37 protein-coding genes are annotated in these 22,753 nt (G+C 38.3%); all 37 read left to right on the forward strand.

Going from position 1 to position 22,753, the window contains the following annotated elements:
* Positions 1-111: 111 nt before the first annotated feature.
* Positions 112-1,092, forward strand: coding sequence for an extracellular solute-binding protein (locus tag GVV22_RS09420; RefSeq protein WP_159649852.1), 981 nt, complete (start codon positions 112-114; stop codon positions 1,090-1,092).
* Positions 1,080-1,865, forward strand: a complete 786-nt coding sequence (locus GVV22_RS09425) for an ABC transporter ATP-binding protein (RefSeq protein WP_159649853.1) — start codon at positions 1,080-1,082, stop codon at positions 1,863-1,865. The genes GVV22_RS09420 and GVV22_RS09425 overlap by 13 nt, the downstream gene beginning before the upstream one ends.
* Entirely contained in the window at positions 1,858-3,441 is a 1,584-nt protein-coding gene (locus GVV22_RS09430) for an ABC transporter permease subunit (protein ID WP_159649854.1), read from the forward strand. The genes GVV22_RS09425 and GVV22_RS09430 overlap by 8 nt, the downstream gene beginning before the upstream one ends.
* Position 3,442: 1 nt before the next feature.
* Positions 3,443-4,324: a sugar phosphate nucleotidyltransferase gene (locus GVV22_RS09435; protein ID WP_159649855.1), complete on the forward strand. Its 882-nt coding sequence runs from the start codon at positions 3,443-3,445 to the stop codon at positions 4,322-4,324.
* 251 nt (positions 4,325-4,575) lie between these two features.
* Entirely contained in the window at positions 4,576-4,887 is a 312-nt protein-coding gene (gene rpsJ, locus GVV22_RS09440) for a 30S ribosomal protein S10 (RefSeq protein ID WP_159635332.1), read from the forward strand.
* A 15-nt stretch (positions 4,888-4,902) separates the two neighbouring features.
* A complete protein-coding gene (gene rplC / locus GVV22_RS09445) occupies positions 4,903-5,589 on the forward strand; it encodes a 50S ribosomal protein L3 (protein ID WP_159649856.1) in 687 nt (228 codons plus the stop codon).
* A complete protein-coding gene (gene rplD / locus GVV22_RS09450) occupies positions 5,582-6,211 on the forward strand; it encodes a 50S ribosomal protein L4 (RefSeq protein ID WP_159635326.1) in 630 nt (209 codons plus the stop codon). Before rplC ends, rplD begins: the two co-directional genes overlap by 8 nt.
* Complete coding sequence (gene rplW, locus GVV22_RS09455) at positions 6,211-6,495, forward strand: 50S ribosomal protein L23 (RefSeq protein ID WP_159635323.1); 285 nt, start codon at positions 6,211-6,213, stop codon at positions 6,493-6,495. Before rplD ends, rplW begins: the two co-directional genes overlap by 1 nt.
* A 72-nt stretch (positions 6,496-6,567) precedes the next feature.
* Positions 6,568-7,404 carry a 50S ribosomal protein L2 gene (gene rplB / locus GVV22_RS09460; protein WP_159635320.1) on the forward strand — a complete coding sequence of 279 codons (837 nt, stop codon included), beginning with the start codon at positions 6,568-6,570 and terminating at the stop codon, positions 7,402-7,404.
* Positions 7,405-7,424: 20 nt separating this feature from the next.
* Complete coding sequence (gene rpsS / locus GVV22_RS09465; protein WP_159635317.1) at positions 7,425-7,703, forward strand: 30S ribosomal protein S19; 279 nt, start codon at positions 7,425-7,427, stop codon at positions 7,701-7,703.
* Entirely contained in the window at positions 7,703-8,038 is a 336-nt protein-coding gene (gene rplV, locus GVV22_RS09470; protein ID WP_159635314.1) for a 50S ribosomal protein L22, read from the forward strand. The genes rpsS and rplV overlap by 1 nt, the downstream gene beginning before the upstream one ends.
* Before the next feature lie 13 nt (positions 8,039-8,051).
* Complete coding sequence (gene rpsC, locus GVV22_RS09475; RefSeq protein ID WP_159635311.1) at positions 8,052-8,831, forward strand: 30S ribosomal protein S3; 780 nt, start codon at positions 8,052-8,054, stop codon at positions 8,829-8,831.
* Between the two features lie 2 nt (positions 8,832-8,833).
* Positions 8,834-9,256 (forward strand): 50S ribosomal protein L16, encoded by a 423-nt coding sequence (gene rplP, locus GVV22_RS09480; protein WP_159635308.1) that lies wholly within the window; start codon positions 8,834-8,836, stop codon positions 9,254-9,256.
* Positions 9,253-9,456 carry a 50S ribosomal protein L29 gene (gene rpmC, locus GVV22_RS09485; protein ID WP_159635305.1) on the forward strand — a complete coding sequence of 68 codons (204 nt, stop codon included), beginning with the start codon at positions 9,253-9,255 and terminating at the stop codon, positions 9,454-9,456. Before rplP ends, rpmC begins: the two co-directional genes overlap by 4 nt.
* Positions 9,457-9,470: 14 nt before the next feature.
* On the forward strand, positions 9,471-9,731 hold the full coding sequence (gene rpsQ / locus GVV22_RS09490) for a 30S ribosomal protein S17 (protein ID WP_159635302.1): 261 nt from the start codon (positions 9,471-9,473) through the stop codon (positions 9,729-9,731).
* A 12-nt stretch (positions 9,732-9,743) separates the two neighbouring features.
* Positions 9,744-10,112, forward strand: coding sequence for a 50S ribosomal protein L14 (rplN, locus tag GVV22_RS09495; protein WP_159635299.1), 369 nt, complete (start codon positions 9,744-9,746; stop codon positions 10,110-10,112).
* Positions 10,113-10,122: 10 nt separating this feature from the next.
* On the forward strand, positions 10,123-10,431 hold the full coding sequence (gene rplX / locus GVV22_RS09500) for a 50S ribosomal protein L24 (protein WP_159635296.1): 309 nt from the start codon (positions 10,123-10,125) through the stop codon (positions 10,429-10,431).
* 14 nt (positions 10,432-10,445) lie between these two features.
* Positions 10,446-10,991 carry a 50S ribosomal protein L5 gene (gene rplE / locus GVV22_RS09505; protein WP_159649857.1) on the forward strand — a complete coding sequence of 182 codons (546 nt, stop codon included), beginning with the start codon at positions 10,446-10,448 and terminating at the stop codon, positions 10,989-10,991.
* A complete protein-coding gene (rpsN, locus tag GVV22_RS09510; RefSeq protein ID WP_159635290.1) occupies positions 10,991-11,260 on the forward strand; it encodes a 30S ribosomal protein S14 in 270 nt (89 codons plus the stop codon). The genes rplE and rpsN overlap by 1 nt, the downstream gene beginning before the upstream one ends.
* Positions 11,261-11,276: 16 nt before the next feature.
* Complete coding sequence (rpsH, locus tag GVV22_RS09515; protein WP_159635287.1) at positions 11,277-11,675, forward strand: 30S ribosomal protein S8; 399 nt, start codon at positions 11,277-11,279, stop codon at positions 11,673-11,675.
* Positions 11,676-11,690: 15 nt separating this feature from the next.
* Positions 11,691-12,236, forward strand: coding sequence for a 50S ribosomal protein L6 (rplF, locus tag GVV22_RS09520; protein ID WP_159635284.1), 546 nt, complete (start codon positions 11,691-11,693; stop codon positions 12,234-12,236).
* Between the two features lie 21 nt (positions 12,237-12,257).
* Positions 12,258-12,614: a 50S ribosomal protein L18 gene (rplR, locus tag GVV22_RS09525; protein WP_159649858.1), complete on the forward strand. Its 357-nt coding sequence runs from the start codon at positions 12,258-12,260 to the stop codon at positions 12,612-12,614.
* Positions 12,615-12,628: 14 nt separating this feature from the next.
* Positions 12,629-13,135 (forward strand): 30S ribosomal protein S5, encoded by a 507-nt coding sequence (gene rpsE / locus GVV22_RS09530; RefSeq protein ID WP_159635278.1) that lies wholly within the window; start codon positions 12,629-12,631, stop codon positions 13,133-13,135.
* 13 nt (positions 13,136-13,148) lie between these two features.
* Positions 13,149-13,589 (forward strand): 50S ribosomal protein L15, encoded by a 441-nt coding sequence (rplO, locus tag GVV22_RS09535; RefSeq protein WP_159635275.1) that lies wholly within the window; start codon positions 13,149-13,151, stop codon positions 13,587-13,589.
* Entirely contained in the window at positions 13,589-14,881 is a 1,293-nt protein-coding gene (gene secY / locus GVV22_RS09540) for a preprotein translocase subunit SecY (protein ID WP_159635272.1), read from the forward strand. Before rplO ends, secY begins: the two co-directional genes overlap by 1 nt.
* 8 nt (positions 14,882-14,889) lie before the next feature.
* Positions 14,890-15,540 (forward strand): adenylate kinase, encoded by a 651-nt coding sequence (locus GVV22_RS09545; RefSeq protein WP_159649859.1) that lies wholly within the window; start codon positions 14,890-14,892, stop codon positions 15,538-15,540.
* Complete coding sequence (gene map, locus GVV22_RS09550) at positions 15,537-16,307, forward strand: type I methionyl aminopeptidase (protein ID WP_159649860.1); 771 nt, start codon at positions 15,537-15,539, stop codon at positions 16,305-16,307. The genes GVV22_RS09545 and map overlap by 4 nt, the downstream gene beginning before the upstream one ends.
* Positions 16,304-16,522, forward strand: a complete 219-nt coding sequence (infA, locus tag GVV22_RS09555; RefSeq protein WP_003775226.1) for a translation initiation factor IF-1 — start codon at positions 16,304-16,306, stop codon at positions 16,520-16,522. Before map ends, infA begins: the two co-directional genes overlap by 4 nt.
* A 21-nt stretch (positions 16,523-16,543) precedes the next feature.
* Positions 16,544-16,657 carry a 50S ribosomal protein L36 gene (gene rpmJ / locus GVV22_RS09560; protein ID WP_016357297.1) on the forward strand — a complete coding sequence of 38 codons (114 nt, stop codon included), beginning with the start codon at positions 16,544-16,546 and terminating at the stop codon, positions 16,655-16,657.
* Positions 16,658-16,672: 15 nt separating this feature from the next.
* Entirely contained in the window at positions 16,673-17,038 is a 366-nt protein-coding gene (gene rpsM, locus GVV22_RS09565) for a 30S ribosomal protein S13 (RefSeq protein ID WP_159635263.1), read from the forward strand.
* Between the two features lie 20 nt (positions 17,039-17,058).
* Entirely contained in the window at positions 17,059-17,448 is a 390-nt protein-coding gene (gene rpsK, locus GVV22_RS09570) for a 30S ribosomal protein S11 (protein ID WP_159635260.1), read from the forward strand.
* A 39-nt stretch (positions 17,449-17,487) separates the two neighbouring features.
* Positions 17,488-18,447: a DNA-directed RNA polymerase subunit alpha gene (locus tag GVV22_RS09575; RefSeq protein WP_159635257.1), complete on the forward strand. Its 960-nt coding sequence runs from the start codon at positions 17,488-17,490 to the stop codon at positions 18,445-18,447.
* Positions 18,448-18,458: 11 nt separating this feature from the next.
* Complete coding sequence (gene rplQ / locus GVV22_RS09580; RefSeq protein WP_159635254.1) at positions 18,459-18,821, forward strand: 50S ribosomal protein L17; 363 nt, start codon at positions 18,459-18,461, stop codon at positions 18,819-18,821.
* A 196-nt stretch (positions 18,822-19,017) separates the two neighbouring features.
* Entirely contained in the window at positions 19,018-20,298 is a 1,281-nt protein-coding gene (locus GVV22_RS09585; RefSeq protein ID WP_159649861.1) for a PTS sugar transporter subunit IIC, read from the forward strand.
* Between the two features lie 64 nt (positions 20,299-20,362).
* The gene (locus GVV22_RS09590; protein ID WP_159635248.1) at positions 20,363-20,677 is read left to right on the forward strand and encodes a hypothetical protein; all 315 of its coding nucleotides are present in this window, start codon (positions 20,363-20,365) and stop codon (positions 20,675-20,677) included.
* Positions 20,678-20,768: 91 nt separating this feature from the next.
* A complete protein-coding gene (locus GVV22_RS09595) occupies positions 20,769-21,857 on the forward strand; it encodes a DUF871 domain-containing protein (RefSeq protein ID WP_159645744.1) in 1,089 nt (362 codons plus the stop codon).
* The gene (locus GVV22_RS09600) at positions 21,854-22,720 is read left to right on the forward strand and encodes an N-acetylglucosamine kinase (protein WP_159649862.1); all 867 of its coding nucleotides are present in this window, start codon (positions 21,854-21,856) and stop codon (positions 22,718-22,720) included. Before GVV22_RS09595 ends, GVV22_RS09600 begins: the two co-directional genes overlap by 4 nt.
* Positions 22,721-22,753: the final 33 nt, after the last annotated feature.

The raw sequence follows: 22,753 nt of genomic DNA on the forward strand, positions 1-22,753 counted from the left end.
AGTTCTCTTTTTTTTTGTACATGAATACCGTGTTCAATACAGCAAGAAATATTCTTGAATTGAACACAACGTCGCTTTAATAGTGTATAATAAACGATAGTGAGGTATTTTATGAAAAAGTTCTTTATTACGGTTACAGTGCTCGCCCTTATGTGTTTGTGGGCTGTGTCACAACAAAACAGCTCAACAATTATTATTTATTCAAGTATGGAACAATTTCGAGGAGAAGCGCTCCAGGAACAACTTAATGAAGAATTTCCAGACCTTCATGTTAAGGTTGTATACGCATCAACAGGCAAAAGTGCAGCAAAACTATCTGTGGAAGGGGAGAAAACGGATGCTGATATCATCGTAGGATTAGAAACTGGTTACATGACTCGGGTAATTGATATAATGGCGCCGATGAGTCATTTAAGTGCAATAAACTATATTGACGAATTTAATCCAAGTATTTTTGATAATCAAGCAGTTATTTGGGAACGTTATGGCGGAAGCTTAATTATTAATACAGATGTATTGAAAAAATATGATCTTCCACTACCAAAGACATATCAAGATCTTCTGAATCCAATCTATAAAGATAAGATTGCAATGCCAGATCCTAAATCCAGTGGTACAGGATACTTCTTCTATAAAAGTTTAGTGAACGAGTTTGGAGTAGAGGGAGCATTAGCCTACTTTGATGCACTTCATCCCAACATTAAGCAATTTACGGAGTCTGGTTCAGGACCAATCAAGCTTCTTAATCAAGGAGAAATTGCGATAGCAATGGGGATGACGTTTCAAGCAGTAAATGAAATTAATAAAGGAATTCCGTTTGAATTAGTTTTTCCAGAATTAGGATCTCCTTACAACACTTCTGCTACTTCTATGTTAAAAGGACGCGAGAATGATCCAGATGTTGTACGAGTTTATACTTACATCATAAATGAAGCATTTATATTTGATAAAGATTTGTACTCACCAGAGCAAGTCTATAAAGACCAAGTAAATAAAATTGAGAAGTACCCTGAGCATATTCCATATGCGAATATGGAAGGAATTCATAGCATCGATGAAAAGGACCGGTTATTAGAACAATGGAAATATTAGATAATAAAATTAAATTAAAGGTGACGAACCTGCATAAAGAATATGAAGGAAAAGTCGTATTAAACGATATAAACTTCGATGTCTATGAGGGAGAATTTTTGAGTATTCTTGGACCGTCTGGGTGTGGGAAAACAACACTTATTCGTATCTTGATGGGATTGGAACACGCAAATAGTGGTGCTATATTGAATGAAGGGATCGATATCTCGAAGCAACACCCGTCTGAAAGAAATATGGGAATTGTATTTCAAAACTATGCATTATTTCCAAATATGACGGTATTAGAAAATGTTGAGTATGCATTGAAATTGAAGAAGGAAACGAAAGAAAAGTCTAAGGAAATTGCGCTTAAGACATTGGAAATGATAGGTATGCTTGATCAGATTGATAAAAAGCCACGAAAACTGTCAGGAGGGCAACAACAACGGGTTGCGATTGCACGTACCCTCGCGCTGAACCCGTCGATATTACTTCTCGACGAGCCAATATCGGCTCTTGATGTATCAAATCGAGAAATTATGAAAAAAGAACTCAAACAAATCCAAAAGACATTTAATGTAACGATGATTTTTATTACACACGAACAAGAAGAAGCTTTTTTCTTATCTGACCGCGTAATGGTCATGTCAGAAGGAAAAATTGAACAACTTGATTCACCGCAAGCAATCTATAATAATCCAGCAAATCCATACATCAAACGTTTTGTTGTTGATCACTTGGACGCTAAGTTGGAATCTTTGGAACGAACAACAGGTAAATCGACCTATGAATAAACGATCGATGAGAACGTCTATACTTGTTATTGGCGTCGTCTTGGTTATTGCCGTCATATTACCATTACTCAAACTTGTGAGTAGTGTATCGTTAACAGATATTACAGCTGTCGTTGGTAGTGAGCAATTTCCAAAGTACATGATGAATTCCTTGATAACAGCATCAATTGCTACAATTCTCTCAGTTTTAATCGCATTATGCTGTGCATGGGCGATTAATCGAACAAATATTAAATATAAGAGTGCATTTGCAGTATTGTTTACGTTGCCGATGTTGATTCCATCTATATCACATGGTACTGGACTCGTGTTACTGCTAGGTGATAATGGTATTATTACTAATTTACTCGGTATTAATATTGGGCTATATGGATATCCGGGAATCATCTTTGGCTCCATTCTCTATTCATTTCCTGTTGCATTTTTAATGCTAACAGATATCTATAAATATGAAGACTATACAGTTTATGAAGCGGCGACAGTACTAGGCCTCTCAAAACGACAACAGTTTATGACAATAACATTACCGAATTTAAAAGTTCCGTTAATTGCAGCTTTCTTTGCAGTCTTCACGATGATTTTTACAGATTATGGTGTACCCCTTGCAGTTGGCGGCAAAACGATGACATTGTCGACGTACATGTATCGTGAAGTAATTGGCCTTTTAAATTTCTCAAAAGGGGCGGTAATTGGTGCATTCTTGCTAATACCAGCTATCATTGCTTTTATTATTGATTTAAAGAGTGAGAAAACGACGAGTGCTTCCACAATAACGAAAGAATATATAGTCGAAAAAAACAAGAAAAGAGATCGCATTGCAATTCTCTTTTGCACGGTCTTGGGGATTGTAATTGTTACACCACTGTTAAGCTTCTTAATATTGTCACTAGTAACAAAATATCCGGTTGATTTAACGTTCTCGTTGGTCAATATCGAAAAAGCATTTGATATAGGAGTGGGAATGTATTTGTTAAACTCATTGGCTGTGGCGTTGTTCACAGGACTAATTGGAGTTGTCATAACCTATTTAACGGCATATATTACTGCGCGAAGTGATAAGAAACTAAGCGCACTAGCAATTCATTTTATTTCACTAACAACACTTGCTATACCTGGTGTAGTCTTAGGTTTGAGTTATGTTATGCTTTTTAATGGTTCCATTATCTATGGCACGATAGCAATTCTTGTGCTTGTCAATATCATCCATTTCTTTGCATCACCGTACTTAATGGCGTATAATTCACTACAGAAGTTTAATCAAAATTTGGAAGATACTGCTAATACTCTGGGTATATCGAAAATGCGTCTACTGTTTGATGTGTATATACCAAGTACGAAAGAAACGGTTTTGGAGATGTTTCTCTACTTCTTTATTAATGCCATGATTACGATTTCTGCGGTTTCATTCCTAGCAAATATGCGAAACCAACCTTTATCACTTTTGATACCACAGCTAGACTCCCAATCAATGATTGAATCAACAGCATTCATTTCCATTTTAATTCTATTTGTAAATGTGATTGCGAAAGTAGCGGTATCGTTAATGAAGAAACATGAAAAAGAGGCGGAGGTCTAGAATGATCGATTTGAATCAGTTTGAAATATTATGTTCAGTTCACGATGGTGCAGTAGCGTATGCGACCATAAAAGAAAATCCTTATTTTGTGGAGAAAGCTTTCAACGAATTACTGTTAATGGGACTTCTAATGAATGAAGAGATGGTGCAAATAACTCAAAAAGGAATTGAGACACTTGAACCATACCGAGTAAAACGTGCAATTTTCTTGGCTGCTGGATTTGGATCAAGGTTGGTGCCTGTGACGTTGAGCACTCCGAAACCGTTAATCCAAGTCAATGGTAATCGTTTAATTGATCGTCTTATTGACGCAGTGATAGACGCGGGAATTGAAGAAATCGTAATTGTTCGGGGGTATCTAAAAGATTCCTTCGAGGCATTACGTGTTAAGTACCCGCAAATTCGTTTCATTGATAATGATGGTTATAATAAAGCTAATAACATTTCAAGTGCGTATTTGGTCCGTGATATATTGGATAATGCACTTGTACTTGAATCGGATTTACTTTTGTATAATTCTAAGATAATTCGCAAGTACGAGTACAGAAGTATGTATATGGGAATTCCTATGGCGGAAAGCGATGACTGGATCCTTAAAACTGAAGGCGACCTAATTGTTGACATTGGTATTACTGGAACGAATACAAATCAGATGGTAGGAATATCTTATTGGAATCAAGATGATGCTAAAATGTTATCTGAAGACCTCAAACATACATTCGAATCTGAAAGTGGAAAGCAATTATACTGGGATGAAGTTGCATTACGTTATAATCGCGAAAAATACAAGATATTTTTGCGCAAAGTAACACGCGAAGATATTGTTGAAATTGATACATTTGCTGAGCTATGCGAAATTGATGAACGATACAAAGGAGCTTGATTTATTCAAGCTCTTTTTTTTTAAATACCCTCTGAATACTGCGCATTTTGATTGATTTTGAGGAATGTAAAAAAAGTCGAATAAATATTACAAAATCCCTTGATTCTATATGTATTTAGTGTATAATACTTAAGCGACTGCATAGAAGTGCGAGGTTGCCGGCACACTGAAGAGCGTTGTCATGGTCAGTGAGAAGTCGGGGAATTCGCATGGAGCAGGCCTATTTAATAGGCGGAAGAAGGAGGATTTCCATGGCAAAGAATTTTATTCGTATTCGTCTAAAAGCTTATGAACACCGTACAATTGATAGTGCGGCACAAAAAATTGTTCAAGCAGCAAACGATCACGGTGCAAAGAAAGTAGTTGGACCAGTACCATTACCAACTGAAAAACAAGTCGTAACAGTTTTACGATCGGTACACGTAAACAAGGATTCTCGTGAACAATTTGAATCAAGAACTCATAAGAGATTGATTGAAATTGTTGGACCTACAGCAGAGACAATCGACGCATTAAGTCGTCTTGATCTCCCAAGTGGTGTCGATATCGAGATAAAACTTTAGTAGAAGGGAGAAATCATGAAAGGATTATTAGGACGTAAATTAGGAATGACTCAAGTCTTTACAGCAGATGGAACTCTAATTCCTGTTAGCGTAGTTGAAGTATTACCAAATGTTGTTCTTCAAAAGAAAACAATGGAATCAGATAACTATGAAGCAGTTCAATTAGGTGTTGCCGATGTGAAAGAACAACGTGCAAACAAATCTGAGATTGCTCACGCTGCTAAAGCAAACACAGCTCCAAAGAAATTCGTTCGCGAAATTCGTGGATCAGAAATGATGGAACACGAGGTAGGAGCAGTATTAACAGCAGGAATATTTGCTGCTGGGGAATTTGTTGATGTCTCAGGAACATCACGTGGAAAAGGTTACAACGGGGCAATCGTCCGTGGAAACCAAAAAACTGGACCTAAAGCTCACGGTTCAGGATACCACCGTGGAATTGGTTCATTAGCATCACAAGGTATTATCCCAACAATCAAAAAAGGTGGAGTAATGCCAGGACAACATGGTGGATTTACTACAACAAACCAACACCTTGAAATTGTCAAAATTGATGAAGAAAACAACTACATCTTAATTAAAGGAAACATTCCTGGACCACGTCGTGGATTTGTTGAAATTAAATCAACAGTAAAACGCGTGAAATCAAAAGATCCAGTTGAACTAGTTGACTACGCTAAGGAGGATTCAAACAATGCCTAAGCTAGATGTTCTAAACTTAGAAGGTAAAACTGTTAGCGCAATCGAATTAAGCGAAGCAGTATTTGGAATTGAACCAAATAACCAAACAATCTTTGAAGCTGTTGTCATGCAACGTGCATCAGTTCGTCAAGGAACTCATTCAACAAAAAACCGTACAGAAGTTCGCGGTGGTGGACGTAAACCATGGCGTCAAAAAGGAACAGGACGTGCTCGCCAAGGGTCAATCCGTTCTCCTCAATGGCGTGGTGGTGGAATTGTATTTGGACCGAAACCAAGAAGTTACAAATACAACCTCAACCGTAAGGTTCGTCGTTTAGCTGTTCGTTCAGCATTATCACAACACGTTATTGATTCAACAATGAAAGTTGTTGCTGACTTAACATTCGAAAACGTGAAAACAAAAGAATTTGCAAAAGTTATGAGCACATTAGAACTTAACCGTAAAACATTATTCATCGTCGCAGACGAAGAGGATGTAATTAACGCTTACTTATCAATGCGTAACTTACCAAACACAATGTTATTAACTGTTCAAGACTTGAACACATATGACATCGTTAACGCTGATACTTTAGTATTCACAGCAAAAGCTGCGGAAGTAGCTGGAGAGGTACTAGCATAATGAAACGTAACCCTAGAGATATTATCTTGCGCCCAATCATCACTGAAAAAACAGTAATGATGCAACAAAATGATAACAAAGTTACATTTGAAGTTGCTAAAGGCTCAAACAAAATTGAAGTTCGTCAAGCAATTGAAGAAATCTTCAATGTAAAAGTTGAATCAGTAAATATGATCAACCAAAAACCTCGCACAAAACGCGTAGGTAAATACGAAGGAACTACAAAATCAGTACGTAAAGCTATTGTTAAACTTGCTGAAGGTTCTAATATCGACGTTCTTTAATAAGAAGAACAATAACACTTATCGGAAGAATAACGCTATTTCCGGACAATTTGCGTAGGAGGAATTATTAAAATGGCAATCAAAAAATATAAGCCAACTACTCCTGGACGTCGTGGGATGACTACTTTAGCTAATGAAACATTAACTAAAGGAAACAACCCTGAGCGTTCATTAGTAGCTCCATTAATCAAGACTGGTGGTCGTAACAACTTAGGTCGTATCACAACTCGTCATATTGGTGGAGGACACAAACGTCAGTACCGTATTATCGATTTCAAACGTAACAAAGATGCAATTCCTGCAACTGTTGCAACAATCGAATACGATCCAAACCGTTCAGCAAACATTGCTTTATTAAATTATGCTGATGGTGAAAAACGTTATATCTTAGCTCCTAAAGGGCTAAAAGTTGGTGACAAAGTTGTTAGTGGATCAGAAGCTGACATCATTGTTGGTAACGCTAAAGAACTTGGACAAATGCCAGAAGGTACTACAGTTCACAATATCGAATTAAAACCAGGACGTGGAGCACAATTAGTGCGTTCAGCTGGAACATCAGCGCAGGTTCTTGGTGTTGAAGACAAATATGTTACAGTTCAACTTGCTTCAGGTGAAGTACGTAAGATTTTATCAACATGCCGTGCAACAATCGGTGAAGTTGGAAACTCAGAGCACTCACTTGTAAACATTGGTAAAGCTGGACGTAGCCGTCACATGGGTATTCGCCCAACAGTTCGTGGTTCTGTAATGAACCCAGTTGATCACCCTCACGGTGGTGGTGAAGGACGTACACCAATTGGACGTAAATCACCAATGACTCCATGGGGTAAAAAAGCTATGGGTGTTAAAACTCGTCGCACTAAGAAATCTTCGACAAAACTAATCGTTCGTCGTCGTAATGAGAAATAAACGAAAGGAAGGAAAGAGAAATGAGTCGTAGTTTAAAAAAAGGTCCATTTTGTGATTTACACTTGATGAATAAAGTAGAAAAACTAAATGAATCAGGTAAAAAAGAAGTTATCAAAACATGGTCACGTCGTTCAACTATTTTCCCTCAATTCGTAGAACATACGTTTGCGGTGCACAATGGTAAAGAACATGTTCCAGTGTTTGTATCAGAAGACATGGTAGGACACAAATTAGGTGAATTTGTACCAACACGTCGTTATACAGGTCACGCAGCAGATAAAAAGGCGGGTCGTAAATAATGGAAGTTAAAGCAGTAGCAAAAACAGTACGTGTTACATCACGTAAAGCGCGTTTAGTATTAGACGAAATTCGCGGTCTTGATGTTGATCATGCAGCAGCAATTCTAAAATACTCACCAAATAACGCATCAAAAATCATTGAGAAAGTTTTAAAGTCAGCAGTTGCTAACGCTACAAACAATCATCAATTAGAAGAAGAAAAATTATTCATCTCAGCATGCTATGCTGACGAAGGAATGACAATGAAACGTTTCAGACCTCGTGCCAAGGGGAATGCAGCGCCAATTATGAAGCGTACAAGCCACATTACTATCGTGGTTTCGGAACGCGTGTAAGGGAGGAAACACAATGGGACAAAAAGTAAATCCGATCGGTATGCGCGTTGGTGTTATTCGTGATTGGGAATCACGTTGGTATGCAGAAAATAATTTCGCAGACCTTCTCCACGAAGACACACTAATCCGTGAATACATCTTTAAAAATCTTAAAGATGCATACGTTTCACGCGTAGAAATCGAACGTTCAAAAAACCGTGTTGATGTTATCATCCGTACAGCCCGCCCAGGTGTTGTAATCGGTGTTAACGGAGCAAACATTGAAAAAACAAAAGCTGCAATCGCTAAGATTTCAGAAGGAAACACAGTAAATGTTAAAGTATTAGAAGTTGGAAACCCTGATTTAGATGCACATCTTGTTGCTCGTAACATTGCTGAGCAATTAGAACAACGTGCTTCATTCAGAACTGCACAAAAACGTACAATCCAACGTACAATGCGTTCAGGAGCAAAAGGAATTAAAACTGCTGTTTCAGGACGTTTAGGTGGAGCTGATATGGCTCGTACTGAGGGATACTCAGAAGGAATCGTACCACTCCATACATTACGTGCTGATATCGACTATGCTCACTATGAAGCAAATACACAATTCGGTATCTTAGGTGTTAAAGTTTGGATCTGCCGTGGTGAAGTATTGCCAGGACAATTAGTACAAGAACCAGAAGCACCAAAAGGTGGAAAATTTGATCGACCACGTCGTCGTCGCAATGACCGTAACGACCGTCGCCCAAATAACCGTCCACAACGCAACGATGCTCAAGCAGCATCAAAAGACGAGCAAGGAGGTAATTAGTTATGTTGATGCCTAAACGTACTAAATATAGAAAACCACACCGTCTTTCATACGAAGGACGTTCAAAAGCAGGACGTACAGTTGCTTTTGGAGAATATGGTTTAGTTGCTGAATCAGGAAACTACGTAAGCAACAGACAAATCGAAGCTGCTCGTATTGCAATGACACGTTATATGAAACGTGGCGGAAAAGTTTGGATCAAAATTTTCCCTCACTTAGCAATTACAAGAAAACCACTTGAAGTCCGAATGGGTTCCGGTAAAGGGGCACCTGAAGGATGGGTAGCAGTAGTTAAACCAGGTCGAGTAATGTTCGAAGTTGCTGGTGTACCAGAAGAAGTTGCGCGTGAAGCGTTCCGTCTTGCATCACACAAGTTAGCAGTTAAAACTCGATTCGTCCGTAAGGGAGAGGAGGAACAAGTATGACATCATTGAAAGAAATTCGTGAAGCTAATAATACAGATTTATTAGTTCAAATCGACACATTAAAAGAAGAATTATTTGACTTACGTTTCCAACAAGCTATTGGTCAACTTGAGAACCCTGCTCGTTTACGTGAAATCCGTAAAACGATTGCACGCATCAAAACAGTAATCACTGAGCGTCAGCTTAGTGACAATAAGTAGGAGGTCACAAAGCGATGGAAAGAAATAAACGTAAAGTTTACCGTGGTACTGTTGTATCTGATGCAATGGACAAAACGGTAGTCGTTGAAGTTAAAACATCAAAACGTCATCCACTCTATGGAAAACGTGTAAACTATTCAAAAAAATTCAAAGCTCATGACGAGAAAAATGAAATTAAAGTCGGAGATATCGTAGAAATTATGGAAACACGTCCATTATCAGCTACAAAACATTTCCGTGTAATTCGTTTACTCGAAAAAGCTGTTGTATTGTAGGAGGTTGTCAAGATGATACAAAATGAATCAAGATGTAAAGTTGCAGACAACACTGGTGCAAAAGAAATCTTAGTTATCCGTTCACTAGGTGGAAGCTTCCGCCGTACATCAAACATCGGAGATATCGTTGTTGGTACAGTTAAAGAAGCAATCCCAGGTGGAAGTGTAAAAAAAGGTGACGTTGTTAAAGCAGTTGTCGTGCGCACAAAATACGGTGTTCGTCGTGGAAATGGTTCATACATCAAATTTGATGACAACGCAGTTGTTATCTTAAAAGATGATATGACACCAAAAGGAACACGTATCTTTGGACCAGTAGCTCGTGAGCTTCGTGAAAAAAACTTCATGAAGATTGTCTCATTAGCTCCTGAAGTGTTATAAGGAGGCTTTTATGAAAATCAAACGTGGCGATAAAGTTCAAGTTATCACTGGATCATATAAAGGAACCATCGGCGATGTCATTGAAGCAAGTCCTAAAACTGACAAAGTCAAAATCGAAGGTGTTAACTTAGTTAAGAAACATATGAAACCAACTCAAATGAATCCAGATGGTGGAATCATTGAACAAGAAGCATGGATTCATGTTTCAAACGTAATGCTATACGATGCTAAAGCTAAAGCAGCTAGCCGTGTAGGATTCAAAGAAGAAAAAGGTAAGAAAGTACGCGTCTACAAAAAATCAGGCAGCGTAGTTAAATAAGGAGGTATAGCTAAATGAAATTAAAAGAACAATACAAAACAGAAGTAGTTGGAACTTTAGTTAAACAATTTAACTATACTTCAGTAATGCAAGTTCCAAAACTTGAAAAAATCGTTGTCAACATGGGTGTCGGAGAAGCTATCAATAATGCGAAAGCAATCGACGATGCAGTTGCTGACATGGAAATGATTACAGGACAAAAACCTGTAGTTACAAAAGCTAAAAAATCAATCGCTAACTTTAAGTTGCGTGAAGGAATGCCAATCGGTGTTAAAGTTACTTTACGTGGCGACAAAATGCATGATTTCTTAGAAAAATTAATCAAAGTTGCACTTCCTCGTGTTCGTGACTTCCGTGGAATTAACGGTGGATCATTCGATGGACGTGGAAACTACACAATGGGTGTTAAAGAACAATTAATCTTCCCAGAAATTGATTATGATAAAATTAATAAAGTTCGTGGTATGGATATCACTATTGTTACCACAGCTAAAACAGATGAAGAAGGATACGCTCTATTGAAAGAGTTAGGAATGCCTTTTAAGAAGGAGGGTAACTAATGGCTAAAAAATCAAAGATTGCTCGTGAAATGCAACGTCAAGAAGTTGTTGCTCGCTATGCCGAAAAACGTGCAGCATTAAAAGCTGAAGGTGATTACATCGGGTTACAAAAATTACCACGTGATGCTTCACCAGTTCGTTTACATAATCGCGATAAAGTCGATGGCCGTCCTCGTGGATATTTACGTAAATATGGTATGTCACGTATTCGTTTCCGTGAATTAGCTCATAAAGGGCAAATTCCAGGCGTACGTAAGGCTAGCTGGTAGCAAGGAGGAACTTTTCATGTATGTAACAGATCCAATTGCGGATTTATTAACACGTATTCGTAACGCTGTTCAAGCGAAACACGATATTGTTGAAATTCCTGCAAGTAAAGAAAAAGTAGAAATCGTAAGAATTTTAAAAGAAGAAGGTTTTATTCGTGACTTCCTCATCAATGGTGAGGGATACAAACAATCAATCACAGTTGTACTAAAATATGGTGCAAATGGAGAACGAGTAATCAGCGGATTAAAACGTATCTCAAAACCTGGAAAACGCGTTTATGCAAAAGTGAATGAAGTGCCACGTGTTCTTAATGGACTCGGAATCGCAATCATCACAACATCAGACGGATTGCTAACAGATAAACAAGCTCGCCAAAAACATGTTGGTGGAGAAGTGTTAGCTTACGTTTGGTAAGAGAGGAGACACACTATGTCACGTATCGGAAATAAAACGATTACCATTCCGGCTGGCGTTGAAGTCGAAGTAAAGGCTGGTAATGAGGTGACAGTTAAAGGTCCTAAAGGAACTTTAACACGTCAGTTCAATGAACTTTACACAATCGAAATCGCTGAAGGCGAAATCAACGTTATTCGTCCGAATGATACAAAATTAGTAAAACAGATTCACGGAACTACACGTTCATTGTTAAACAACATGATCGAAGGTGTTCACGAAGGCTTTAAAAAAGAACTTGACCTTGTTGGTATCGGGTATCGTGCATCTAAGTCAGGGAATACATTAGTCTTGAATGTTGGATACTCACATCCAATCGAGTTCGATGTAACAGAAGGACTAGAAGTTGAAGTACCATCAGCAACATCAATCGTTGTTAGTGGAATTGACAAACAAATGGTAGGAGAATTCGCAGCAAACGTTCGCGCAACTCGTAAACCAGAACCTTACCTCGGTAAAGGTATTAAATACAAAAATGAAGTTATCCGTCGTAAAGAGGGTAAAACTGCAGCTAAGAAATAGTGGGAAAGGAGAAATTGAATTATGGCAAAAAAATTATCTAGAAATCAGGAACGTGTTCGTCGTCATGCACGCGTTCGTCGTAAAGTCAGTGGAACGCAAGAACGCCCACGTCTTAGCGTGTATCGTTCAAATACACACATTGCGGTACAAATTATTGACGATGTAGCTAATACAACTCTTGTTGCTACAGGATCAGTAGCTCTTAAACTTGAAAACGGTGGAAACATCGAAGCAGCTAAAAAAGTCGGTGCAGAAGTTGCAAAACTTGCTAAAGACAAAGGCATTACTACTGTAGTATTTGACCGTGGTGGATATATCTATCATGGACGTGTTCAGGCAGTTGCAGAAGCAGCTCGTGAAGCCGGACTAGAATTTTAATAAGGAGGCGCATGATGAATCGTAAACCTAGAAGAGAAGCACGCGAACAAGAATTCGAAGAACGTGTTGTTGTCATCAATCGTGTTACTAAGGTTGTTAAAGGTGGTCGTCGTTTCCGCTTTGCAGCTCTAGTCGTAGTTGGTGATAAAAAAGGCCGCGTAGGATTTGGAACAGGTAAAGCAAACGAAGTTCCAGATGCAATCCGTAAGGGTGTTGAAGCAGCTAAGAAAAACTTAATCAATGTTAAACTTGTAAACGGAAGCTTACCACATACAAACACAGGTAAATTTGGAGCAGGAGAAGTCTTTGTACGTCCAGCTATCGAAGGTACTGGTGTTATCGCTGGTGGAGCAATCCGTGACGTTATGGAGTTAGCAGGAGTTACTGACGTTCTTACAAAATGTATCGGATCACGCACACCAATCAACATGGTTCGTGCAACATTTGATGCTTTAGAATCAATGACAACTGTAGACGAAGTAGCGAAATTACGCGAAATTAAAGTCCAAGACGTACGATAGGAAGGGGACCTTTATGAAACTACATGAATTAAAATACAATGAAGGTGCACGCCAAGATCGTAAACGTATCGGTCGTGGACACGGATCAGGAAATGGAAAAACAGCGGGTAAAGGACACAAAGGACAAAACGCACGTAGTGGCGGTGGAGTTGCTTTAGGGTTCGAAGGTGGACAAACACCATTATTCAAACGTATTCCAAAACGTGGATTTAAAAACGTTAACCGTGTAGAGCACGCAATTGTTAACGTATCATCATTAAACGTATTTGAAGATGGTACAGAAGTTACAATTGAAATGTTATTAGAAAAACGTATTATCAACAAAACACTTGATGGCGTAAAAATCTTAGGCCAAGGTGAATTAGAGAAAAAATTAGTTGTTAAAGCTAATGTATTCTCAAAATCAGCAGTTGAAATTATCGAAAAAATGGGTGGAAAAGCAGAGGTGATCTAATGAGATTTATCACTGATTTATTCAAAAACAAAGAAATCAGAATAAGAATCATTTTCACACTTGCGATGCTATTACTTTATCGTTTAGGAACAGTTGTACCTGTTCCTAACGTTGATAGCGTTAAGCTTTCAGGGATGGTATCTGCATTAGAGTCTAACAACTTAGTTGGAATGATGAATATTCTTGGTGGTGGACTGCTTCAGTCGTTATCAATTTTTTCGCTTGGAGTGGGGCCATACATCACAGCATCAATTATCGTTCAATTATTAGCGATGGACGTTATACCTTATCTCACTGAATTAACAAAATCCGGTCAAAGTGGAAAACAACAACTTGATCGTATTACGCGTTATTTAGGTGTGGTATTGGCATATGTGCAAGCAATTGGTATTTTATACGTATTTAATTCTCAATATGGAATCTTATTGAGTACAACTCCTGCCGACTATTTCTTTATGGGAACGGTCATGACAGCGGGAACTATGTTCTTACTTTGGATAGCTGATCAAATCACTACCAAAGGTGTTGGTAATGGTACTTCATTAATTATCTTTGCTGGTATTGTATCTGCAATGCCAAATTCATTTGTCAGTGCGTTTAACGCAATGGTTACAAATGGTGGAAGCTTAGGATGGTTATGGTTTACACTTTACGTTATATCATTTATTGCAATTATCATCTTGGTAACTTTTATGAGCGGTGCCGTTCGTAAAATATCAATCCAATACACTTCAAGTGCTGGCGGAACGATGCGTGGAAAAGGAATGAACCACTTACCACTAATGATTAACTCAGCGAGTGTTATTCCGGTTATCTTTGCAGGAGCAATCATGCAAGCACCGATTATTGCATTAAGTTGGGTAAATCAAGGAAGTGTCTATCAATTCTTGTCAACATACTTTGTAACATCTCATCCAGTGGGTCTTGCAATTTATGCTGTACTTACAATCGCATTCACATTCTTCTACACTCACTTGCAAGTTGATCCTGAGAAAATCTCAGAAGACTTTGCAAAAAATAATTCTTACATTCCAGGGGTTCGCCCAGGGAAAGATACTAAGAATTACATTAGTACAATATTAAATCGAATTACTGTGCTAGGTGCATTATTCTTAACATTTATCGCTGTATTACCACATATCTTACCAATGATTACTGATGGCAGAATTCCTGCATCAACAGCTATTGGCGGGACTGGTATCATCATCGTTGTTGGGGTAGCACTTGAAACTGTTAAAGAATTAAAAGGACGTTTAACTGAACGTTCATATAAAGGTTTATTCAGCCGATAGGAGGAACTATGAATTTATTAATTATGGGTCCTGCTGGTAGCGGTAAAGGAACAATGTCAGCGAAAATCGTTGAAGAGTTTGGCATTGCTCATATCTCTACAGGTGATATGTTCCGTTCTGCAATTGCGAACGGAACACCTGTAGGTTTAGAAGCAAAAACATACTTGGATAATGGTAACTTAGTACCTGATGATGTTACTGATCGTATGGTTAAAGAGCGTATTATGCAAGATGATACAGTAAATGGATATCTCTTAGATGGTTATCCACGTAACTTACATCAAGCAAACGCTGTAGAAGAAATGGCTCGTGAAATTGGAAAACCAATCGATCTCGTTATCAATCTACAAGTTAATTACGATACACTTGTAAAACGAATTACAGGACGTCGTCTCTGCAAAACATGTGGTGCAATATACAATATTCACTACAAACCATCTAAAGTCGAAAATGTATGCGACATTGATGGTGGAGAACTGTATCAACGATCAGATGATACAGAAGAGAAACTAGCAGTACGCTTTGAAGAATATACAAAACAAACAGAGCCTTCAATCGAATATTTCAGAGAAAAAGGCTTAGTTCGTGACATTGATGCATCTCAAGATGCTGAAGCAGTTATGAATGAAATTAGAAACATTTTGGAGGCGGTTAAATGATTACAACCAAGTCTGAACGTGAATTAGACTTAATGCGTGAAGCAGGTCGTATCGCTTTCGAAGCACAAGAGGTTGTTCGTCAGGCTATTAAGCCAGGCGTTTCGACAAAACATCTTGACGATTTGGCACACGCGTATATAATAAGTCAGGGTGCAACACCAGCGTTTCTTGGTTATGAAGGATTTACCGGATCCATATGTGCTTCAGTGAACGAAGTATTAGTTCATGGAATCCCTAGTTCGGATGTAATTCTCAAAGATGGAGATATCATTACGATTGACGTTGGAGCTGTTTACAAAGGATACTATAGTGATCATGCGTGGACATATCCAGTCGGACAAATTAGTGATGAAACCAAACATCTATTGGAAGTTTCGGAAGCATCCCTTTTTGCAGGTATTGAAGCTGCAATTGCGGGAAATCGTGTTGGTGATATCGGTCATGCAGTTATGAGCGTTGTTACACCACATGGTTATGGTTTACCTGTTGAATATTCAGGACATGGCTTAGGAACATCAATGCATGAAGCTCCTTATGTCCCTAATGTAGGGGTACCTGGAAAAGGTGCATTACTTAGAAAAAATATGGTTATCGCTATTGAACCAATGGTTCAAGTTGGTACAAGTAAAACAGAAGTGCTTGAAGATGGTTGGAATGTGGTTTCCGCAGATCGATCGTTGACGGCTCATTTTGAACATACTGTACTAATTCTAGAGAATGAATTTGAAATTCTCACTCGAACAAAGGAGGCATATAAACACTCATGAGCAAAGAAAACGTAATTGAAGTAGATGGAGTAGTACTTGATACATTGCCAGGTGCAATGTTTAAGGTGGAACTCAGTAATGGTCATGAAATTTTAGCTCACGTATCTGGTAAAATCCGTATGCACTACATTCGCATTTTACCGGGAGACCGCGTGACTGTTGAGATTTCGCCTTACGATTTATCACGTGGGCGCATTACATTTAGACATAAATAGATAGTTTTAGGAGGATATACTATGAAAGTAAGACCATCTGTAAAACCAATGTGTGAAAAATGTAGAGTTATTCGACGCAATGGTAGAGTAATGATAATTTGTGAAAATCCAAAACACAAACAAAGACAAGGATAGGAGGACGTCATATTAATGGCTCGTATAGCAGGAATTGACATTCCACGTAACAAACGTGTAGTTGTCTCATTAACATATATCTACGGAGTTGGTTTACCAACATCACAAGAAATCTTAGCGAAAACAAACATTGATGAGAACATCCGTGTTAAAGATCTAACTGAAGATCAAGTTAACGCAATTCGTCGTGAAGTAGAACAAATCAAAGTTGAAGGGGATCTTCGTCGTGAAGTAAACCTTAACATCAAACGTCTCATGGAAATCGGAAGCTTCCGTGGAATTCGCCACCGTCGTGGATTACCAGTTCGTGGACAACGTACAAAAACAAATGCACGTACACGTAAAGGACCTCGTCGTACAGTTGCGAACAAGAAAAAATAATTAAGTAGGAGGAAATCATAATGGCAAAGCAAAAAGTTACACGTAAACGCCGTGTCCGCAAGAATATAGCTCGCGGAGTTGCACATATCCATTCGACATTTAACAACACAATCGTTACAATTTCGGATGAACAAGGAAATGTTCTCGCTTGGTCAAGTGCTGGGGCTCTTGGATTTAAGGGTTCACGTAAGTCAACACCATATGCAGCTCAAATGGCTTCAGAAGCAGCAGCAAGAGCGGCAGTTGATCATGGAATGAAAACTGTAGAAGTAAGTGTTAAAGGACCTGGTCCTGGACGTGAGTCAGCAGTTCGTGCATTACAAGTTGCTGGTCTTGAGATTAGCGTAATTAACGACGTTACTCCAGTTCCACATAACGGATGCCGTCCACCAAAACGTCCACGTGGATAAAATTTTTAAACTAGTAAAAAAACCAGGAGGTATTCATAGATGAACAAGTTTGAACGTGCGAAATTTGAAGTTAAAGAATTCGATGAAACAGCAAATTACGGTAAGTTTGTAATCGAGCCTCTCGAAAGAGGGTTCGGAAATACAATCGGAAATGCCTTAAGACGCGTACTTCTTTCATCACTACCAGGCGCAGCAGTTTATTCAATTAAAATTGAAGGTGTTTACCATGAGTTCACATCAATTGCTGGAGTCGGAGAAGATGTAACTGGTATTGTTTTAAATGTAAAAGACCTTGTAATCAATATTGCAGATGACGAAGTATATACACTTCGTATATCACAAAAAGGTCCAAAGGTTGTAACCGCAGCTGACATTGAATGCCCAACAAATGTGGAAATCTTGAATAAAGATCACATTATCGCTACATTAGCTGAAGGTGCTGTTTTAGAAATGGAACTGAAAGCTCGTAATGGTCGTGGTTATGTTAGTTCCGATGAGAACAAACTAATCTATCAAAACGCATCCCAAGGGATTGGCACGATTTTCACAGATTCTATTTATACTCCAATCGAAAGAGTTAAATATCTTGTCGAGCCAACACGCGTTGGTCAAGATTCAAAGTATGATCGTTTAATTATGGAAATTTGGACAAATGGAGCAGTACAACCTCAAGTTGCGCTTTCATTAGGTTCAAAAATCTTAATGGATCACTTGGAACAAATCGTAGCAATCAAAGATTCAGTTTACGAAAGTGAGTCAGTAATTCGCCCTGATGTATCAGGTGTAGAAAACCCTATGTCCACAATGATGATCGAAGATCTCGATCTATCAGTACGTTCATATAACTGCCTCAAACGTGCAGGAATCCAAACTGTTGAAGAGTTAACACTCAAATCAGAGGATGAAATGATGCGTATCCGTAACCTGGGTAAAAAGTCATTAAAAGAAGTTAAAGACAAACTCCATGATCTTGGACTAGGCTTTAAATCATTTGAATAGGAGGATATAGAATGAGAAACCGTAAATTAGGTCGTGACGCCGCTCATCGTAAAGCGTTACTTCGTAACCTTTCAACAAGTTTAATCGTCTCAGGACGTATTGAAACAACAGAAATGAAAGCTAAAGAACTTCGTTCAGTAGCTGACAAACTCGTAACACTTGCAAAACGTGGTGATCTTCACGCACGTCGTCAAGCAGCTCGTATCGTATTTAACGTTGTAGCTGACGAGAAAACAGGCCAAACAGCTTTGCAAAAACTCTTTGATGAAATCGGACCAAAATATGCTGATCGTCAAGGTGGATACACACGCGTAATCAAAACTGAAATGCGTCGTGGTGATGCTGCTCCAATGGCAATCATCGAATTCGTTTAATATTCGATTCAAAAGCTATCTTCGGATAGCTTTTCCTTTACCCCTGTTGATTATTTTCGATAAAAAATGACAAGAAATGGCGTACGAGTAATAATATTTCATCCGAATGTGTGAATGAGTGAAATATCGTTGACATCGCTTACATAAATGAGTAAACTAATACTGTTGATACATGCATGTATCGAGAGGAGAGAATATGGAAGCTTTAACAAATTTCATGGACCAAAAACTTGGTGGTCCAATGACGAAACTTGCAAACCAGAGACATTTGCGAGCAATTCGTGACGGAATGGTTGCTACATTGCCAATCATCATCGTCGGTTCGTTCTTCTTAATTATTGGAGGAAACTTACCTTTCCCTGCAGACTGGGGAATTCAAATTTTCTTGAAAGAAAATGCTGCAAACATCGTATTGCCTTACCGTTTATCAATGGGAATCATGGCATTATATGCAACATTTGGTATTGGCTTCAGCTTAGCTGAGTCATATGACTTAGACGGATTGTCAGGTGGTATCTTAGGTACGCTTGCATTCTTACTAACTTTCACACCTGTAAACGTTCCTGCAACTTTAAATGCAGGAGTCGCTGGCTGGGTATTACCAATGGCAAACCTTGGTGGTGGAGGAATGTTCGTAGCAATCCTTACATCAATGTTAGCAGTTGAAATCTTCAGATTTACAGACCGTTCAGGAATTAAAATTTCAATGCCAGAACAAGTGCCCCCATCAGTTGCACGTTCATTTGAAGCTTTATTCCCAACAACAATCGTATTAATCCTTTTCGGATCAATTACTTACTGGTTAGGCTTTAACTGGCATACATTTATTGCTCAATTAGTATCACCACTTATCTCAGCAGCTGACAGCTACGCTTCAGTAATGATTCAAACATTCTTGAACTCATTCTTCTGGGTATTTGGTATCCACGGTGCATCAATCGTCGGAAACATCGCACGTCCAATCTGGGTTGTGTTATTAGAAAACAACCAAATTGCTTTAGAAGCAGGGCAAGCATTACCAGCTATTGCAGCTGAGCCTTTCTTCCAATGGTTCATCTACATCGGTGGATCAGGAGCAACAATCGGACTTGCATTATCAATGCTTATTGTTGGTAAATCAGCATTCTCAAAATCATTAGGTAAAACAGTATTCGTTCCTGCTTTATTCAACATCAACGAACCATTAATGTTCGGTACACCTGTTGTTATGAACCCTGTCTTAATGATTCCATTTGTCGTAACACCACTTGTACTTGGTACAATTGCATGGTTCGCAACAAAATGGGGATTTGTAAACCAAGTAACACAAATTGCGCCATGGACATTGCCTGGACCAATCGGTGCTTACATGGCTACAGGATTTGATTGGAGAGCAGCTGTACTTAGCATCGTTCTAATTATCATTGCTACTCTAATGTACTTACCATTCTACAAAATCTATGACAACTCATTGGTTGCTGAAGAACAAGGTAAATAATAAATACAATAAATGCTTAAAAGGTCTTGCATTGAGCAAGACCTTTTAATTAGAAGGAGTCAATATGGCAAGAAGAAAAGCAGAAAAGAAGACAAGTTCCATAACACGTTTTTCATTCAAAAGTTCATTTATAGTGATGTTTGGAATCTTAGCATCAACATTAGGGTTTCCCTTGTTGCTCGATGCATTCGGATTGCAACTAAACTTTCTTCGCGTAATCGTAATTGGAGTCACTTCAGGTGGTGTCATCGCATACTGCTTGTATTTTGTTGATTCCAACAAAGGAATGCAAAAAGGATTTTGGATTGTTTTTGGTCTTATTGCAATACTATCAATGTTTATATCCTACTATTGGATATTCAATATTTACCCAATCTAGTCAACCACAAAAATGTTGCAAGTCTGAAGATTTGACAACATTATAATGTTTGGTTAAACTAAGGTTGTAGGTACAAATAAAAGGAGTTTTTATGAGAAAATTAGGAATATCGATTTATCCAGATAAATCAACAGTTGAAGAAATGAAAGACTATATTGTTAAAGCAGCAGATGCAGGGTTCTCACGTATCTTCTCATGCTTACTTTCTGTCGAAAAGCCACAAGAAGAAATCAAAGCAGAATTTATTGAAATCAATAATTTTGCACGTGATCATGGGTTTGAAATCATTGTTGACGTTAGTCCTAAAGTTTTCGCTGACTTAGGAATTAGCTATGATGATTTAACGTTCTTCCATGAAATTGGTGCTGATGGCGTCCGCCTCGATGCAGGATTTGGTGGTCATCAAGAATCAATGATGACATTCAATGAATTTGATCTTAAAATTGAAATCAATATGAGTAACGATACGCATTACATCGATACAATTATGGATTACCAACCAAATCAATATAACTTGATTGCATGTCATAACTTCTATCCACATCCTTACTCAGGATTAAATGAAGAACAATTTGTAAATACAACAAAACGTTTTACAAAATATGGCTTACGTACGGCTGCCTTCGTTGCAAGTCAAAGTCCTGAAGCTTACGGACCATGGCCTGTAGACTACGGTTTGGTAACACTCGAGTCACATCGTAATTTACCACTTCACGTCCAAATGAAAGACTATGTTGCACGTAATGTTTTAGATGACATTATTATCTCAAACTTTGTTCCTTCAGATGCAGAAATGGCTGAAGTCAAAAAAGTAAACCTTACAAAATTAAACTTACAAGTTAAACTTGTTGATGATATTCCAGAGCTCATGAAAAAAATCGTCCTAGAAGAACCACATTTCAACCGTGGGGATGTCAATGACTATCTACTCCGTTCAACAATGTCACGTGTTAAATATAAAGGGCAAGGCTTCCCAGTCTTCAATGCTCCTGAGATGATTAAACGTGGAGACATCGTAATCGAGAGTGATAATTTTGGACACTATGCAGGTGAATTGAATATTGCGAAACGTGATATGGTTAATACAGGCCGTTCAAATGTTGTCGGTCATGTTGTTGAAGAAGAAGTATTCTTACTTGACAAGATTAAACCATGGCAAAAATTCGAGTTTACACTATGAAACAATACCTCGGTATTGATGCAGGAGGAACGCATACGCGTTTCCTCATCTTCGATGATAAAGGTGTAAACATTGATCGAATTGATCGCGATAGTATCCATTTTATGCGTGTGGGCTTTGAAGGTATTAAAAAGGTACTTGAAGAAGTTCGTTTAGAGTTTGAACAACGTGGTTATGATTTTGAATCGATTGGTGTAGCCATTGGTACTGCTGGTTATGGAGAGGATCAGCAAGTACGCAAAGGAATTGAAGATGCAATATGGGGTGTTTTCCCTAAAGCAGTTATCATGAACGATGCAAAATTTGCGATGGCATCAGCATTATCCATGAATGATGGAGTTTATTTGATTTCGGGAACAGGTTCAATTGCATTCCGCAAACAGGGTTGTACCTATGATCGTCGCGGAGGGTTCGGATACCTATTGGCTGATGAAGGAAGTGCTTTCTGGATTGGTAAGCGCATCCTTGAAGTATTTACAAAAGAAGCTGATGGACGTTTACCACGAACAGATTTATATACAGCAATTATGAATCATTTTGAATTGACGGAAGCGTATGACCTCATCAGCATCGCAAACAATCATCAAAGTGATTATAGAACATGGGTTGCTCAATTCAGTAAGATTGCAGGAAATGTTCAAAGTGTTCATGCTGATAATGTTTACGAACGTGCAGGACAAGAACTTGCCAATCTCGCAAATAACTTCGAATTAAATGGTAAAACAAAGATTGCATTCGGTGGTGGCGTTTTATTGAATAATAAACACGTCTACAATGCAGTTGTGAAGAACTTATCCCCTGATTTTGAAGTTGTTACCAGTGATCATCCAGTGGAATATGCAGCATATTTATTATTCCAGTAAAAACTTGTCATAAGGCAAGTTTTTTTATATAGT

The organism is Erysipelothrix aquatica, from assembly GCF_009828825.1.
Lineage (GTDB): Bacteria > Bacillota_I > Bacilli_A > Erysipelotrichales > Erysipelotrichaceae > Erysipelothrix > Erysipelothrix aquatica_A.